General features: G+C 58.5%; 15 protein-coding genes. 10 read left to right on the forward strand and 5 right to left on the reverse strand.

What is annotated here, in order from left to right; translation table 11 throughout:
- Nucleotides 1-49: 49 nt before the first annotated feature.
- On the reverse strand, nt 50-2,521 hold the full coding sequence (hrpB, locus tag RSK20926_RS14970; protein WP_008207959.1) for an ATP-dependent helicase HrpB: 2,472 nt from the start codon (nt 2,519-2,521) through the stop codon (nt 50-52).
- Between the two features lie 170 nt (nt 2,522-2,691).
- Here hrpB and meaB point away from each other — a divergent pair, with 170 nt between their 5' ends.
- The 4 genes from meaB (at nt 2,692) to RSK20926_RS14990 (ending at nt 5,271) form a co-directional block, all read left to right on the forward strand.
- Nucleotides 2,692-3,672 carry a methylmalonyl Co-A mutase-associated GTPase MeaB gene (gene meaB, locus RSK20926_RS14975; protein WP_008207960.1) on the forward strand — a complete coding sequence of 327 codons (981 nt, stop codon included), beginning with the start codon at nt 2,692-2,694 and terminating at the stop codon, nt 3,670-3,672.
- Nucleotides 3,673-3,961: 289 nt separating this feature from the next.
- Nucleotides 3,962-4,252 (forward strand): 50S ribosomal protein L28, encoded by a 291-nt coding sequence (rpmB, locus tag RSK20926_RS14980; RefSeq protein WP_037255353.1) that lies wholly within the window; start codon nt 3,962-3,964, stop codon nt 4,250-4,252.
- A 122-nt stretch (nt 4,253-4,374) separates the two neighbouring features.
- Complete coding sequence (locus RSK20926_RS14985) at nt 4,375-4,728, forward strand: hypothetical protein (protein WP_008207962.1); 354 nt, start codon at nt 4,375-4,377, stop codon at nt 4,726-4,728.
- Nucleotides 4,729-4,782: 54 nt separating this feature from the next.
- On the forward strand, nt 4,783-5,271 hold the full coding sequence (locus RSK20926_RS14990) for a copper chaperone PCu(A)C (RefSeq protein WP_008207963.1): 489 nt from the start codon (nt 4,783-4,785) through the stop codon (nt 5,269-5,271).
- Nucleotides 5,272-5,325: 54 nt separating this feature from the next.
- On the opposite strand, the gene RSK20926_RS14995 is transcribed toward RSK20926_RS14990, so the two are convergent.
- The gene (locus RSK20926_RS14995; RefSeq protein WP_008207965.1) at nt 5,326-6,027 is read right to left on the reverse strand and encodes an NAD-dependent deacylase; all 702 of its coding nucleotides are present in this window, start codon (nt 6,025-6,027) and stop codon (nt 5,326-5,328) included.
- Between the two features lie 47 nt (nt 6,028-6,074).
- On the opposite strand from RSK20926_RS14995, the gene RSK20926_RS15000 reads away from it, so the two are divergent.
- Nucleotides 6,075-6,524: a low molecular weight protein-tyrosine-phosphatase gene (locus RSK20926_RS15000; protein ID WP_037255355.1), complete on the forward strand. Its 450-nt coding sequence runs from the start codon at nt 6,075-6,077 to the stop codon at nt 6,522-6,524.
- On the opposite strand, the gene RSK20926_RS15005 is transcribed toward RSK20926_RS15000, so the two are convergent.
- The 3 genes from RSK20926_RS15005 to RSK20926_RS22885 all read right to left on the reverse strand — a co-directional run bounded on the left by RSK20926_RS15005 (nt 6,521) and on the right by RSK20926_RS22885 (nt 9,029).
- Entirely contained in the window at nt 6,521-7,492 is a 972-nt protein-coding gene (locus RSK20926_RS15005) for a LysR family transcriptional regulator (protein ID WP_008207968.1), read from the reverse strand. The genes RSK20926_RS15000 and RSK20926_RS15005 overlap by 4 nt on opposite strands.
- A 255-nt stretch (nt 7,493-7,747) precedes the next feature.
- Nucleotides 7,748-8,089, reverse strand: coding sequence for a hypothetical protein (locus tag RSK20926_RS15010; RefSeq protein ID WP_008207970.1), 342 nt, complete (start codon nt 8,087-8,089; stop codon nt 7,748-7,750).
- 355 nt (nt 8,090-8,444) lie between these two features.
- Nucleotides 8,445-9,029: a hypothetical protein gene (locus RSK20926_RS22885; RefSeq protein ID WP_157133141.1), complete on the reverse strand. Its 585-nt coding sequence runs from the start codon at nt 9,027-9,029 to the stop codon at nt 8,445-8,447.
- A gap of 635 nt (nt 9,030-9,664) precedes the next feature.
- On the opposite strand from RSK20926_RS22885, the gene lepA reads away from it, so the two are divergent.
- From lepA to RSK20926_RS22170, 5 genes are all read left to right on the forward strand, one after another.
- Entirely contained in the window at nt 9,665-11,464 is a 1,800-nt protein-coding gene (gene lepA / locus RSK20926_RS15020; RefSeq protein ID WP_008207977.1) for a translation elongation factor 4, read from the forward strand.
- 295 nt (nt 11,465-11,759) lie between these two features.
- Complete coding sequence (locus RSK20926_RS15025; RefSeq protein WP_008207979.1) at nt 11,760-12,074, forward strand: TraR/DksA family transcriptional regulator; 315 nt, start codon at nt 11,760-11,762, stop codon at nt 12,072-12,074.
- 219 nt (nt 12,075-12,293) lie between these two features.
- Nucleotides 12,294-12,947, forward strand: a complete 654-nt coding sequence (locus RSK20926_RS15030; protein ID WP_008207982.1) for a protein-L-isoaspartate O-methyltransferase family protein — start codon at nt 12,294-12,296, stop codon at nt 12,945-12,947.
- Between the two features lie 131 nt (nt 12,948-13,078).
- Complete coding sequence (locus RSK20926_RS15035) at nt 13,079-14,497, forward strand: TolC family outer membrane protein (RefSeq protein WP_037255313.1); 1,419 nt, start codon at nt 13,079-13,081, stop codon at nt 14,495-14,497.
- A gap of 75 nt (nt 14,498-14,572) precedes the next feature.
- A complete protein-coding gene (locus RSK20926_RS22170; protein ID WP_083805804.1) occupies nt 14,573-15,538 on the forward strand; it encodes a hypothetical protein in 966 nt (321 codons plus the stop codon).
- The last annotated feature ends 60 nt before the right edge of the window (nt 15,539-15,598 follow it).

Consider the following 15,598-nt stretch of genomic DNA (forward strand, 5'->3'; position numbering starts at 1 on the left):
GATGCCCCAACCGCAGTTGGGCCGAGCAGCGCCCTGGGTGGCGCGCTGGTCACCGCTCCTTGCGCCGTTTCGCCCTGAGCGTCGGATCTTCCTGGGTGGGGTCCTCTGGCCAGGGGTGTTTGGGGTATTGCGCTCGCATGTCCTTGCGCACGTCCGAGTAAGAACCGGCCCAGAAGCCGGGCAGGTCCATGGTGATCTGGATTGGGCGCTGCGCGGGGGACAAGAGCGTCACCTTCAAGGGCGCGCCGCCAACACTTGGGTGCCGGGTGACGCCGAAAAGCTCTTGTAGCCTGACGGAGATTTCAGGACCTCCACTGCCATAGGTGATTGGGATCTTGCGCCCCAGAGGTGTCACAAAACTGCCGGGCGCCTCCCGATCCAGGAGCTGGGTTTGCTCCCAACTGAGGGCGGCACGCAGGGCAGGGAGAAGATCGAACTGTTTCCAGGCGGCAGCGGAGCGCACGCCTGAAAGCACCGGCAGCAGCCAGTCTTCCAGCCGCACCATGAGGCCCGCCTCGGAGAAATCAGGCAATTCATGTCCTTCTGCGCGCAGCAGCTCGACCCGGGCGCAGAGCCGGGCCGAGGCGCCTTCGATGCGAAGTCCAAGGTCGCGCACGCCGTCAAGCATGGCCAGGGCAATCTGATCTTCTGGCGCATCCTTCCAGATGCGGTCTTCCAGAACCAGTGCACCAAAACGCTCTTGCCTGCGCGCTTCGACGCGGCGCTCGCGTTTGGACCAGCTGCACTGGTCATGCCATGAGATTTGATCGGCAAAGAGCTCCCGAATCTCCGCTAGAGAGATCTGTGTAGCCAGCCGCAGACGGGCTTCGCGCGGGTTGCCGTCGGTGTCCAGAGCCACCAGAAATGGCGCTGCTGCCAAGCTGTCGCCCGCATCGAGGATCGCCCCTTTGCCCCCGGAGAGGACATACCGCGGCTGGTCTCCCTTGCGGCGCTGGCCGATCCGGTCGGGGTAGGCCAGAGCAGCCATGGCTGCCGGGGGCAGTTTGGGCTGGGCCCCCTTAAGCTGTCGGCGCAGCCGTGCGGCCTCGGAGCGGATCTGCTCCACCACCGCGCGGTTCAGCTGATAGGGGCGCTTTTGCTGAAATGCCTTGGGGTCCTTGATGGCCTCAAGCCGCAGCAAGAGGTCGCTGGGCGCCCCTTTCAGGGGATCGCGGTTGGCCAGAAGTGCTGCCAGTTCCGTGGCCTGCAGCCCGGCTTCGAGCAGCATATGGCCAAGGCGCGGATGCAGGGGCAGGGCGGCCAGGGCCTTGCCATGGGGGGTGATGCGGTTTTCCGCGTCTAAGGCACCCAGCATCTGCAAGAGGCTGCGGGCCTCGGCAAGGCTGCCCTCTGGCGGCGGGGTCAGGAACGAGAGTTCCTCTGGCGCAGCACCCCAAAGGGCCAGCTCCAGTGCCAGTCCGGTCAGGTCTGCTGAGACGACTTCCGGGGGCGGGAATGCGGCGAGCGCGCCTTCTTCGCCCTTGCTCCAGAGCCGGTAGCAGGTGCCTGGAGCCACCCGGCCCGCGCGACCCTGGCGCTGGGTGGCTTCGGCGCGGGTGACGCGCTCGGTTATCAGCCGTGACATGCCGGAGCCTGGGTCAAAACGCGCGCGCCGGGCCTGGCCCATATCGACCACTACGCGAATATCCTGAATGGTCAGCGAGGTTTCTGCGATGGAGGTGGCCAGAACCACTTTCCGACCCGATTTGGCCGGGCGGATGGCGGCTTGCTGCTGGGCAAAGGGCAGGGCGCCAAAAAGGGGCTGGATCTGGCAATCTGCGGGCAGGCGCCGGGCGAGTGTTTGTTCGGCCCGGCGGATTTCACCTTCGCCGGGCAGGAAAACCAGAATGCCGCCGCCATTCTCACCCCTGTGCGCGGATTTGCGAGTTTCGCTCTCGGCCTGGACCACGAGATCGCAAAGCGCATCCAGTCGACGGGCCTGCGCAGGCAGGGGACGGTCCAGCCAGCGGGTCTCTACTGGGAAACTGCGCCCTTCTGATGTGATCAGGGGCGCATCCATCAGTGCGGCGACCGGGGCGGCATCCAGGGTCGCGGACATCGCCAAGAGGATCAGATCCTCGCGCAGGGCGCTGGCGGCCTCCAGGCAGAAAGCGAGGCCCAGGTCCGCATTGAGGGAGCGTTCGTGAAACTCGTCGAAAATCACCGCACCCACGCCGGGCAGGTCCGGGTCTGACTGCAGCATGCGGGTCAGGATGCCTTCGGTGACCACTTCGATGCGGGTGGATTTGCTGCACTTGGCCTCACCGCGGATGCGGTAGCCCACGGTTTGGCCGGCTTCCTCGCCCAGTGTTTCGGCCATGCGCTGGGCCGCAGCGCGGGCGGCGAGGCGACGGGGTTCCAGCATGATGATGCGACCGGGGCAGAGGCCAGCTTCGAGCATGGCCAGCGGCACACGCGTGGTTTTGCCAGCGCCGGGAGGGGCTTGCAGGACTGCGCGTCCGCTTTGCTTCAATGCGCTGAGCAATTCGGGCAGGGCTTCTTCGATCGGCAACCGTATCATGAGCCGCTTATCGCCAAAGCAAGGCGGCAGGTCTAGGGGTGGCCGACAGGCAATGCAGCTCTTGGGAAAGCTTTGACGTTTCCCGGCATGCCTGCGACGGAGAAGCACTGGACAAGGGGGATGCGCCTGCGTCAATTAAGCGGAACATTTGCAGATGCAGGGGGCGGGACGTGGACATTGCCGAGCTGAGTGAAAAGATACTCAATGGAGACCGCCGTGCTTTGGCACGGGCCATCACCTTGGTTGAAAGCGGCCGGGAAGATCACCGGACACAGGCAACCGCTTTGCTGGAAACACTCGCCAAGTCCAAGCGTCAATCCCTGCGTATTGGGCTTTCGGGCACGCCCGGTGTTGGAAAATCCACCTTTATTGAGAGCTTTGGCATGATGCTGACTGCCCAAGGGTTGCGGGTGGCCGTTCTGGCGGTGGATCCAAGCTCTGCCCGCTCAGGCGGGTCAATTCTGGGGGATAAAACCCGGATGGAGCGCCTAAGTCGCGAGCGCTCTGCCTTTATTCGCCCCTCTCCCAGTCAGACAACACTGGGGGGCGTTGCACGGCGCACCCGCGAGGCGGTGGCGCTATGCGAGGCGGCTGGGTTTGACGTGGTCCTGGTTGAGACAGTCGGGGTTGGCCAGTCCGAAACAGTGGTGGCACAGATGTCGGATCTATTCCTGCTCCTGCTGGCGCCTGCGGGCGGCGATGAGCTGCAGGGTGTCAAACGCGGCATCATGGAGATGGCCGATATCATCCTGGTGAACAAGGCTGACGGAGATCTGAAACGCACCGCGATCCGCACTTGTGCGGATTACACTGGCGCGCTGCGGCTTTTGCGCAAGCGGCCACAGGATCCTGTGGGGTTTCCGATGGCACGTACCGTTTCCGCCGTGGAAGAGTCAGGGCTTCAGGAGGCCTGGGAGGAGATGCAGAAGCTCTCTGACTGGCGCAAAGAGCAAGGCCATTGGCACCGCAGCCGTGCGGAGCAGGCGCGCTATTGGTTTAGCGAAGATGTGCGCCAGGCCCTGCTGGCGCGGCTTGAAACCCCCTGGGCACAGGCGCGTATGTCTGAGTTGTCTGATTCTGTTGCAGGTGGCGAAATCTCTCCGGCTTTGGCGGCACAGGATATGCTGAAGGGCATTGGGGCCGCGGGGTAGGATACCCTTAAATTGAGATCGGGACCTCCTGGGTTTTCAATTTCCACGCGCTGGGCTGGTCAAGCCCCGCTGAACCCCCTATAGGACTTGTGAAATCACCGGTTGGGCGAGGGTCCGGCTGTTTCCGCAGGGCACATCCATAAAACCCTGCCATATGGCTTGACCCCCGGGGCGATTCCTCCTAAATGCATCCAACCAGTTTTCGGGCGCCGCCTATGGCCGCGCCCTTTGAGATATGGCGGATGATTCGAGTTTGTCGGGTGCCGCCCCAGATACGAAGGATGAACCAATGTCGCGCCGTTGCGAACTGACCGGAAAAGGCCCGATGACTGGCAACAATGTCAGCCACGCCAACAACAAAACCAAGCGTCGCTTTCTGCCCAACCTGAACGACGTGACCCTGCAGTCCGAGACTCTGGGTCGTGGCATCAAGCTGCGCATCTCTGCTGCTGCTCTGCGCTCGGTTGATCACCGTGGTGGCCTGGACGCCTTCCTGGCAAAAGCCAAAGACGATGAGCTGTCCACAGCCGCGCTGAAAGTGAAAAAAGAGATCGCAAAAGCACAAGCTGCTGAAGCCTGATCCTTTTCACATTTCGTGAATTCAAGGCGCCGTGCATCGCAAGATGCGCGGCGTTTTGCCATTATTCCTATATCTGATTTACAACTTGCAGAGGCAGGAGTGGAGGGGCATACCCTAGGATAATGCGATCAACCCTGCGGACATATCTGGCCCTTGTTTTGGCCCTTGTCATGACCCTCACCGGGCATGCGGCGGCCTCTATGCAAGTTGGAGGGCAAGCAGCAGTTGGTCAGATGGTGCTTTGCACCGGTTCCGGCCCCGTGGTGGTCTATACAGACAGCGATGGCCAGCCGACCCCCCCACCACATCACTGTCCTGACTGTGTTCTGAGTGTATTGGAGGTGACCCGCTCGGGTGATGTTGCCACCGTGCCGTTCTATGGTGGTGAAGAGCGTCAGAGCAGAACCGAAGCGGTTCTTTCTGTCAGTACAGTTCTTGTCTATGCGGTTGCGCGCTCGCCACCCCTGACGCTGTGACCCCACGCAAGATCCAAACCTCAGAAAATTGAATAGTCTAAGAAGGAGACTGATATGTCCCTGAAATCCGTTGTTGCTGCGGCTGTTGCTGCCGTTGTGTTTGCTGGCGCTGCCTATGCTGAAGGCGCCAAGATCATGGTGCATGACCAATATGCGCGCGTTTCTGCCAAAGCCTCCAAGAGTGGCGCTGCCTTCATGGAAATCATGAACATGGCATCTGAAGCGGATCAATTGATTGCCGCACGTTCTGATGTCGCCAAGCGGGTGGAATTGCACACCCATATGGAAAGTGGCGATGGCATCATGAAGATGATGCATGTGGAAGAGGGCTTTGCCATCCCTGCTGGCGGTATGCACAAGCTGCAGCGTGGTGGCGACCATGTGATGTTCATGGGTCTCAACCAGTCGCTGGAACATGGGGATACGGTCAAAGTGACCCTGGTGTTCCAGAATGCTGGTGAAGTGGAGATCGAGATCCCGGTGGATCTGGAACGCAAACCCGCCGAAGGTGGGCACATGGATCACTCGAGCCATTCGAACTGATTTGTTGCTTCAGTCGTGACTCATGGCCCGCTGCATCCTGATGCAGCGGGTTTTTTATGTGAGCAGAGCCGCTACCCATTCTGGGACGGTCTCTGTTGCAGGACCAAACCGATGGCTGTGAAAGCGATTGGCCAGATCGGAAGGCTCCAGGTTGATTTCCAGGGTTTCTGCCCCAAAGGATCGGGCCGCCTCGACAAAGCCGGCTGCCGGATAGACCTGGGCGGAGGTTCCAATGGCAACAAACAGGCTGGCTTCGCTTAGATGTGCCTCGATCTCCTCCATCGCATAGGGGATTTCACCAAACCAAACGATGTCGGGTCGCGCCGACGGTGCGCTAGAGTGAGGGCAGGTGGTTTCAGGTTCCATCTCATCAGGGGCAGGCCAGCGGTGGTCACAGGTCGCGCAGAGTGCGCCTTCCAATACGCCATGCATATGGATCACGTTCCGCGCACCGCCCTTCTCATGCAGGCTGTCGACATTCTGCGTTACAATCACCACTTCGCCGGGAAAGTGCTCTTGCAGCTGTGCAAGGGCTTGATGGGCCTTATTTGCTTTGGCTTCAGCCGCTTGAATGCGGCGGGCGTTGTAAAAATCATGCACCAACCTTGGATTTCGGGCAAAGCCTTCAGGCGTTGCCACATCTTCGATTGCATGCTGCGCCCAAAGCCCGCCCTCATCACGAAACGTACCTAGTCCGCTTTCGGCTGATATGCCCGCGCCGGTCAGGATAACAATTTTCTCGCGCTTTGCTTGCATCGCTTGACTTCCCTGTCTTAACACAGCCCCAAGGAGGAATGGCCACCATGACGCAAAAAGTGCTCTTTGTCTGCCTGGGAAATATCTGTCGCTCACCTGCGGCAGAGGGGGTCTTTCGCTCTCTTTGCCCCAACGTCGCGACCGATAGTGCTGGCACGGCAAGTTACCATGTCGGAGATCCCCCCTATGGGGCAATGCAGCAAGCAATCAGGGGTAGGGGTTTTGACATCTCGGACCTGCGGGCGCGGCAGTTCCGGCCCGTGGATTTCCAGACCTTTGATCTGATCGTCGCCATGGATGACAACAATCTGTCAAACATCGAGGCCCTACGACCTAAAGGCAATGAAACGCCCGTGCGGCTCTTTACCGACTATGCGCCGCAATCCGGCATGGATCACGTTCCTGATCCCTATTACACGCGGGATTTTGAGGGCTGTCTGGACCTTATTGAGGCCGCGGCAAAGGGGCTGAGAGACAGTCTTGGAGGAGACGGTTAGAATTGACCTTCGACCAGTTTGAACTCTTCCGCGAGCCATGGGAGGCGATTGACCGCAGGTTCCACCATTTGCCGCCGCAGCAGATCTAGCGTGGTCTGGGCCACCGTACGGGGCAGCTGATCAGCCCAGTCCCTGCTGGTGAACAGAGAAATGGTGCGCGCGGAATTGCCAAAGGGCAGAGGGTAGGCTTCAATCTGGTCGTGGAAACGCACGGCCCGCATATAGCCCAGAGGAGTCGTGATCGCCCAGCCGATACGGCGGGCAACCATCGCCATAAGGGCAAGGTGAGACCCGACTTCAAAGCGGTTTTCAAATTCGGCTTGAGCCCGCTGCAGCTGCGCCTCGATCTGTTGCGCGATCATCTGATCCCCCGCATAGCGCAGGAAAGGCAGGCTGCTCAGCTGATCTAGAACGCCGCTAGCATCGCTGAAGAACCCATTGGGGGCCACCAGAATGAAGGGATCGCGCACCAGCGGGTATTCGATAAGCCCCTCATGCAGCTCCCCTGTAGTGGCGGAGATTGCGATGTGAATGTCCTCTGCCTCGATTGCCCGCAGGATTTCGAGGCTGGAGGCGGTGATCATCTTGAACCGGCACTGTGATAGGCGCTCCGCCAAGGCAGTGACCAGGCGCGGTGTTAGATCATTGTCGAAATCATCGATCAGTCCAATGGAGAGGGCCGGCAGATGGCTGAGATCTGTCATCGACAGCTCGCTCTGCGCTAGGCGCAGCTCCGACAGAACTGCTTCGGTGCGGGCCAGGAAATTGCGACCAGCAGAGGTGGGAACCATAGGGCGACGGCTATGATCAACCAGATCTGTTCCCAGCGCTTTCTCAAGGTTTCGCAACTGCTGGCTGACAGCAGGCTGGCTGAGGCCGGTGACTTCAGCGGTTTGTGCAACAGAGCCCGTCTTGGCAAGGGTCTCAAAGACCTCCAGACCCCTAAGGGTAACGCCCTTTATCAACATGCACATACTCCAAAAAAACTAATCAAACTTTCCCGTTCACGGCAGGCCTAAACCGGTGCGGGGTATGTTTGCAACCGTTTTTCTCCCTAGAGTGGAAGAGGTTAGATCAGTTCCACAGATTCGCCACAGGTTGCCGGTTGTGGCATCCTATCTAATTTATGAAATATAATTGAAACGGAATGTAAAGCCAAAGTCGCAGTGAAACATCACTTCTTCCAAGAGTGCGTTATGCGGCTAAAATGGCAGGGATCAGTGCTAGCTGCAGGTTTTTGCGGCGCTGTCACCAAAGAGCTTATAGCGCTCCCAGAGCCGTGCGTCGCGACTGCTGTCTGACTGACGGGTAACCTGCGCCTGATGCGGGTCGGCAAACCATTTTGAGACGGTCTTGCGCTCAGCGGTGGTGAGTTTCACATTGGCCACTTTTTGGATGCAGCGGCAGAGGGAGGGGTTTGCGGCGGAGCGATCCGATTGACGGCAGGCGCGCTCGATTGCGCCTGCTTCGGCAGCAGGTGCCAGAGCAACGGTGACAGAAAGAGCCTGCAGAGCCACAACCAACCCAAGCCCCGCTGTGCGCAGAGAGATCATCCGAGCCTTCATCCTACTGTCCTTTTTGTCTGCCGGGTGGTCTTTGCCACCCCGGAATGGGCGGCACTATGGCCAAAGCTGCCTGAGTCGGCAATCGTGGTTAACACCGGTTCAAAATTGCGCAGGAATTTGCCTGACCGTCTTTTCCTCGCATCGTCGATTGGCAACTCATTGGGACTGCAAGCTCACATGACCGGCAGGAAGCCGGTCAGCGCTCAACCTAGGTCAGGCGCCGATCTTCGGTGCAATCATTTTGCTAGTTGAAGGACAGCAAGCGTTCGCCCGGGTGGGTGCGGAACGCGCCCGCCGTGGGGCGGGCGGACGCGTGCCCGTCACAGCCGTGACGGGCGAGTCTCAAACAGAGGGGCTAGTGCGCAAGTGAGGTGAGAAATTTACCTATTGCTTTGGCCACAGCGTCTATCGACCCAGGTTTTACGATTTCGGTTGCGCCAACTGGCCCCATAGTAGCCCCAAAGGCTTTTGCCGCAGCCTTTACCGAGACATCCATTGTTGCACCGCAATAGGCCGCAATCCTCAGCGCTATTTCAGACAGGGATTGGGCAACGCGTTTCAGAACGCTGGGCGAGGGTTCTGGCTTAGCAAGTTCGGTTTCCAGTTCTTCAATGTCCGACCAGATCAAGACAAGGTCTTTCTTGAAGGCCTTGGCGTTTGGACCATCCATCGGCGGGCCGCCGTTGTCGCCGATCTGCGGGTTTCTGGCTAGGGCCTGTTGCTGTGCGCTCAGTTGCTCTTTGAGGGTGGCAACCTCTTGCTCTAACTCAAACTTCGTACGAATACGCTCGATTTCTTTGGCGACGGCTTCGGGGCCTGCTTCCCAGACGGCGTCTTCAATCAGCGCCACCCGGCGTTGCAGCTCCCAGTCGAGCGGTTTGCCGTCGAGGAAGCCTTGAAACCAAGCGGTCCAAAATGCCCAAGTTGTAGAGCCCTCCATTGTGTGGCGAAAACTCGCCCAGGCCCCTAAGGTGGAGGCGCTAGCTATGTTTGCCGGCCACAGAGGCTTCTCAAGCACGTCATGTGAATCCAAATACTGCCCAGGTTCCGGATCTGTAAGAGCAGCTGAGAGCGCCCATTTGCCACCAGTTTTGTCCGATGCACTAAATGAAACTGTGTCTCCTGCGCTTCCAGCGTAGCCATCAAAGGAAATTGCGGTGGCTGAGCTAACTGCTGCAAGTTCGGGGTTTCTTGTTGCGTTGGAAAAGTCTTTCAGAGTTGCAGGATAAGCTAGCTCACGTGTCAAATTCTGAAAGGTCCACCGGCCCTCCACCGAAAGTTCCCTGGTGGCTAGCTGGGCTAGGCTCAACAGCGCGCGCAATGAATGGAGCTCAGTTCTTGGGGACTGAAAGTAGTTCGGTCCGTCTGCGAGTATCAAAGGTACGCCCCTCAGGGCGGCCCGAACTCCGACAGCAATAGCCATTTCGGTTTCTTGTGCTTTAAGCCAATACTCTAGGGCCGCGACGCTGTCTATCTTAGAGAAATCGCCCAAATCAGTCTTCCACATTCAAATAACTGCTTTGCAGCTTACACGCCCGCTTGACCACGGCCAGAATCCAAATCATATCCCCATCCATGACTGATCTGGCCAAAATCCGCAATTTCTCCATCGTCGCCCATATCGACCATGGCAAATCCACCCTCGCTGACCGGCTCATCCAAGAGACCGGAACAGTGGAGGACCGCGATATGAAGGCGCAGCTCCTCGACTCGATGGATATCGAGCGCGAGCGCGGCATCACCATCAAGGCCAACACGGTCCGGATCGAATACAACGCCGAAGACGGTGAGCACTATGTGCTGAACCTTATCGACACCCCCGGCCACGTCGATTTTGCCTATGAGGTCTCCCGCTCCATGCGTGCGGTTGAAGGTTCCTTGCTGGTGGTTGACAGTACCCAGGGTGTTGAAGCGCAGACATTGGCCAATGTCTATCACGCTATTGAGGCGGATCATGAGATCGTGCCGGTGCTGAACAAGATCGACCTGCCGGCCTCTGACTGCGACCGGGTGGCGGAGCAGATCGAGGATGTGATCGGCATCGACGCGACCGAGGCCATTCAGGTCTCTGCCAAGACCGGTCAGGGTATCCGCGAAACGCTGGAAAGCATCGTGCACAAACTGCCCGCCCCAACCGGCGACCGCGATGCGCCGCTGAAGGCGATGCTGGTGGACAGCTGGTATGACGCCTATCTCGGCGTGATCGTTCTGGTGCGGATCATGGACGGCGTCCTGAAGAAGGGCGACAAGGTCAAGATGCTCTCCAACGGGTCGGTGCATCATGTGGACCGCATTGGCGTCTTCCGCCCCGAGATGACCGTGATTGACGAGCTGGGACCGGGCGAGATTGGCTTCCTCACCGCTTCGATCAAGCAGGTGCGCGACACCCGCGTGGGTGACACCATCACCCATGAGAAAAAGGGCACAGAAGATGCGCTGCCCGGCTTTAAGCCCGCGCAGCCGGTGGTCTTCTGCGGGCTCTTCCCGGTGGACAGTGCCGAGTTCGAAGACCTGCGCGATGCGATTGATAAACTGGCACTGAACGACGCCTCCTTCTCCTATGAAATGGAGACCTCGGCGGCGCTGGGCTTTGGCTTCCGCTGCGGTTTCCTGGGCCTCTTGCACCTGGAGGTGATCCGCGACCGGATCGAGCGCGAGTATGATATCGAGCTGATCACCACCGCGCCGAGCGTGGTCTATCACGTCTATATGAAAGACGGGACCATGATTGATCTGCACAACCCGGCTGATATGCCGGATCTGTCGGTGGTGGATCACTTGGAAGAGCCGCGCATCAAGGCGACCATCCTGGTGCCGGATGAATATCTGGGCGATGTGCTGAAGCTCTGCCAGGAGCGGCGCGGGGTGCAGATGGATCTGACCTACGCGGGCAGCCGTGCCATGGCGGTCTATGACCTGCCGCTGAATGAGGTGGTCTTTGATTTCTACGACCGGCTGAAATCGGTGACCAAGGGCTATGCCTCTTTTGACTATCAGATGACCGGCTATCAGACCGATAATCTGGTCAAGATGTCGGTGCTGGTGAACGATGAGCCGGTGGATGCGCTGTCGATGATGGTGCACCGGGACCGCGCCGAGCAGCGTGGTCGCGCCATGTGTGAAAAGCTGAAAGAGCTGATCCCGCGTCACATGTTCAAGATCCCGATCCAGGCGGCTATCGGCGGCAAGGTTATCGCGCGTGAGACATTGTCTGCGATGCGCAAGGACGTGACCGCAAAATGCTACGGCGGCGACGCAACCCGGAAGAAGAAACTGCTGGAAAAGCAGAAGAAGGGTAAGAAAAAAATGCGTCAGTTCGGCAAGGTCGACATCCCGCAAGAGGCCTTTATCAGCGCCCTGAAGATGGATAGCTGAGCCCCGGCGACTACCCGAGAGCAGGTTCTTTGCTCTGCGTTGAATACCAAAAGCGAGGCTTCGGCCTCGTTTTTTTGCCTCTACCTATCATTTAGGCGTTTCAGTTGTGGATGGGCGGCCAGCTATGGGTTCTCGCTAGAGGAGAGTGTTTTACGATGATTTTGGCAGGGGCGCCTCCTTACCATCAAATCTGCGAAACACTCCCCAGATCTCGCGAGTGGGTTGATCCGCGTCAAAGTGATACACTTGTTATTGGGGTTGGCTTTGATGGGTCAGCTGAATGGGAGGATCAGAAATGGATCTTTTACAATACAAGCAGGTACTTTCGGCGCGGCGTAAGGCCTTGACTGGGCACCTGGTTGAGGTTGAGCATGATTTGGATGCGCCACAGCCAAGCGATTGGGAGGATCGCGCCTCGGAGCGGCAGGGCGATGAGGTGCTGGAGCGTCTTGGTCTCAAGGAACTGGAGGAGCTTCGCCAGATTGATGCCGCGCTCGCAAGACTGCGGGAGGGCTCTTATGGGTTTTGTCAGATTTGTGGAGATGGGATAAACCCAGAGCGGTTGAGCACTCTTCCTGCGACACCCTTTTGTAGCAGCTGTGCGCAATAAGCGCGAAGCCTGGCTGCGGGCGGATCTTTGCGAGAGGGCAAATTGTGGCGTATCTTTTGGTGGTCCTTGAGAGTTGTCGCCGAGAGGCCGTAGATGGAATTCGGCCACAAAATGTTGCGCAAAGTGCCTTGGCCCGCCAAAAGCGCAAAGGCCCCGTTGCCGCTCCGGCGGGGATGTGGCACAACCCTTGCTAACCGACTGAACAGATGAGTTTAGCATATGACCGATTTCGCCGAACGCCGCCGCATGATGGTTGACACGCAGGTCCGCCCTTCGGATGTGACCAAATACCCAATTATCGAGGCTCTGCTTTCTGTACCGCGCGAAGAATTTGTACCCGTTGCGCAGAAAGAAGGCGCCTATGCGGATCGCAACATGGAGCTGGGAGGCGGCCGGTCGCTGCTAGAAGCACGCACATTGGCGAAGGTTTTGGATGCGCTAGATATCCAACCAAATGAACTGGTGCTGGATGTTGCTTGCGGGCAGGGCTACTCCACCGCCGTAGCAGCGCAGATGGCAGAGATGGTCATTGGCGTGGAAGAAGACGAAACAATGGCCGCTGAAGCGCAGGAGCAGCTTTCGACAATTGGCGCGGACAATGCCATCGTGCATATGGGCCCTCTGACCGAAGGTGCTGCCGAACATGGCCCCTATGATGTCATCATGGTTCAGGGCGGGGTGGAAACTGTACCCGAAGGGCTCTTGAACCAGTTGAAAGATGGCGGGCGCATTGCTGTTCTCTTCATGACCGGATCACTTGGTGAAGTGAAGATCGGTTACAAAAACGCAGGTCGCATCTCTTGGCGATTTGAGTTCAATGCCGGTGCGGCGGTATTGCCTGGTTTTGAACAGCCAAGGTCCTTTGCCTTGTGATTTTCAAAGGCCAATCCGGTTGTGGGGGTGCGCCTTTGCATAAAGGATTGAACATTTTGGCAGCCCAAAGGGGCTGCCAGTACCCATAAACCAACCGCGGCTGGCGGCGCGGCAAACGATAAGGCCACCGAATGTATAAGAAACTCTCGGTAAACCTGGTGAAAACGTTTGTACGGGCTGGCACCGTCGCATTTGCTTTGTCTCAGGCTGCCAGTGCGGATAACCTCTCGGACGCTATGATTGGCGCCTACAAAAGCAGCGGTCTCTTGGAGCAAAACAGAGCATTGCTGCGGGCCAGCGATGAGAGCGTGGCCGCTGCTGTGGCGGCACTTCGCCCGGTTATCAATTACACGCTCACGGCACAGACCCGTCGCAACCGCTCGGCAACCCGTCGCTCGGTTTTGTTGTCGGAGTCTGAAACGAACGGGATTGTTCCGGCGTTGAACTTGACCTGGCTGCTTTATGATGGCGGGGCAAGCAAGCTGAACCAGCTGGGCGCGCAGGAAACCGTGCTGGCCACGCGACAGACGCTATTGCAGATTGAGCAGCAAGTTTTGTTCTCTGCGGTGCAGGCCTATGTGGATGTGCTGCTGCAGCAGGATACTGTTCAGCTTCAGAGCAACAACCTGCGTTTGCTGCAGGAAGAGCTGAAAGCGTCGCAGGATCGTTTCGAAGTTGGCGAAGTGACACGGACGGATGTCGCACTGGCGCAGAGCCGGGTTGCTTCTGCACGGGCCAATCTGATTTCGAGCCGTGGCAACCTGCAAGAGGCGCAGGCGACCTATATCGAGGTTGTTGGGCACCCTATTGGGACCGTAGCCGGGCAGCCACCGCTGCCGCAGCGCGTCGCCTCGATCAATGCCGCTGAATCCATCGCGGTGCGTAACCATCCAAGTTTGCTGTCTCAGCAACACACGGTGAAGGCTGCGGATTACGCCGTTCAAAGTGCGAAAAAGGGCCTGGGGCCGCGTGTCACCTTTAGTGCGGACGCCAGCGTGACCCATGATTGGAACAATTCGCTGAACACCAATTCCTCTGGCGCGAGCTTGACCTACTCACAACCGCTCTATGCGGGGGGCTCTTTGGCCTCTTCGGTGCGGGCCAGGTTTGCTCAACTGGATGCGGCCAAGGGGGCCTTGGTCTCAGCACGCCGTGCGGTATCTCAGGATGTCGCGGCGGCCTATGTCTCTCTCGATGCCGCGACGGCCAGCCTTGTTTCCTCGAACGAAAGTGTTCGGGCGGCACGAGTTGCCTTTGATGGGATCCGCGAAGAGGCGACACTGGGCGCACGCACAACTCTGGATGTTTTGCAGGCAGAGCAGGACCTTTTGAATGCGCAGACTGCTCGGGTTCAAGCGCGTGCAAATCAGGCTCTTGCAGCTTATTCGCTGCTTCAAGCTCAGGGATTGCTGACTGCAGAACACCTTGGTCTGGCAGTGGAAATCTACGATCCGACGCTTTATTACAATCTGGTCAAGGACGCTCCGGCGCAGGTCAGCCGCCGCAGCAAAGACCTGGATCGTGTGCTTAGAGCTCTGGGAAAAAACTAATTTTTCCTCTAAATGTTGTCTGAAGAGATGCGGGAAGTTACACTTGCCGCAAATCTAAAGAGTGGTTCACCAAAAATGTCCGACCCCGTCTCGCAGGCTGAAATCGAAGATGTTCTTTCCTCCATCCGCCGTTTGGTCAGCGAAGATGGGCGAAAAGCACCTGAGGTGGAAGGCAAGGCCCCCCCTGTAAAGCGTGTCGATTCTCGTTTGGTTTTGACCCCAGCACTTAGGGTTCATGAAGGCGGGGAAGCCCGAGTGGCTGAGATGCCACTGCGGGCGCGTGACCCACAACAAGAAGATACCGCCGCTGCTGCAAAGGGCGCAAGCGAACCGCATCAACTTGTCTCTGAGGTCGAAGCTGAGGCTGAAGTTAGAGTTGGTTCGGATGAGATCGTGGCCCATCCCAGTGCGGGGGAGCACGCCGCTGGCAACGAAGGCGAAGGCGTAGAGGAAGTAGCTGCGGTTCAACAGGTCGCGGACGAGCTGGAGGAAGCACCCTGGCGAGACCCTTCTGCAACGCTGTATCAGGCGGCAGAACACGCCGGGAATGTTGAGGATCTCGAAGCGCTCATCGCGCCGAAAGAAGAAACTTCAGATGCAGACACCAATGTGTCCGCAGTCGTAAAGAAAATTGCCGAACTGGAAGCCAAGGTAGCGCAACGTGGGGATCATTGGGAACCGGACGGGATGTCCGGTGAGCCCTATTCCGGTAAGGGCAATGTGGAAACTCTGGAGTGGCAAGATCACCTGGAGGACGAGGCGCCCGAAGCTCACGAGAGCGCAGTTCACGAGAGCCAGGAAACCCCTTCGCTAGAGGCAGAGGCCTTGGCACAAGATGCGGTTTTGGAGGGCGCGCGGGATGCTCTCAATGATCTGGCGGCAGAGGAAAGCGTGATCGATGAGGAGAGCCTGCGCGAACTCGTGGCTGAGATTGTCCGTTCAGAGCTGCAGGGCCCATTGGGGGAGCGTATCACACGCAATGTGCGCAAGCTCGTCCGTCGTGAAATTCACCGCGCATTGGCCGCTCAGGATCTGATCTAATCCAGTCCTTGAGCGTTCTTTGACGGGCGTCCTTTAGTGTGATGAGACGCCTGTAGTGTC

The sequence above is a fragment of the Roseobacter sp. SK209-2-6 genome, assembly GCF_000169455.1.
Lineage (GTDB): Bacteria > Pseudomonadota > Alphaproteobacteria > Rhodobacterales > Rhodobacteraceae > Pseudophaeobacter.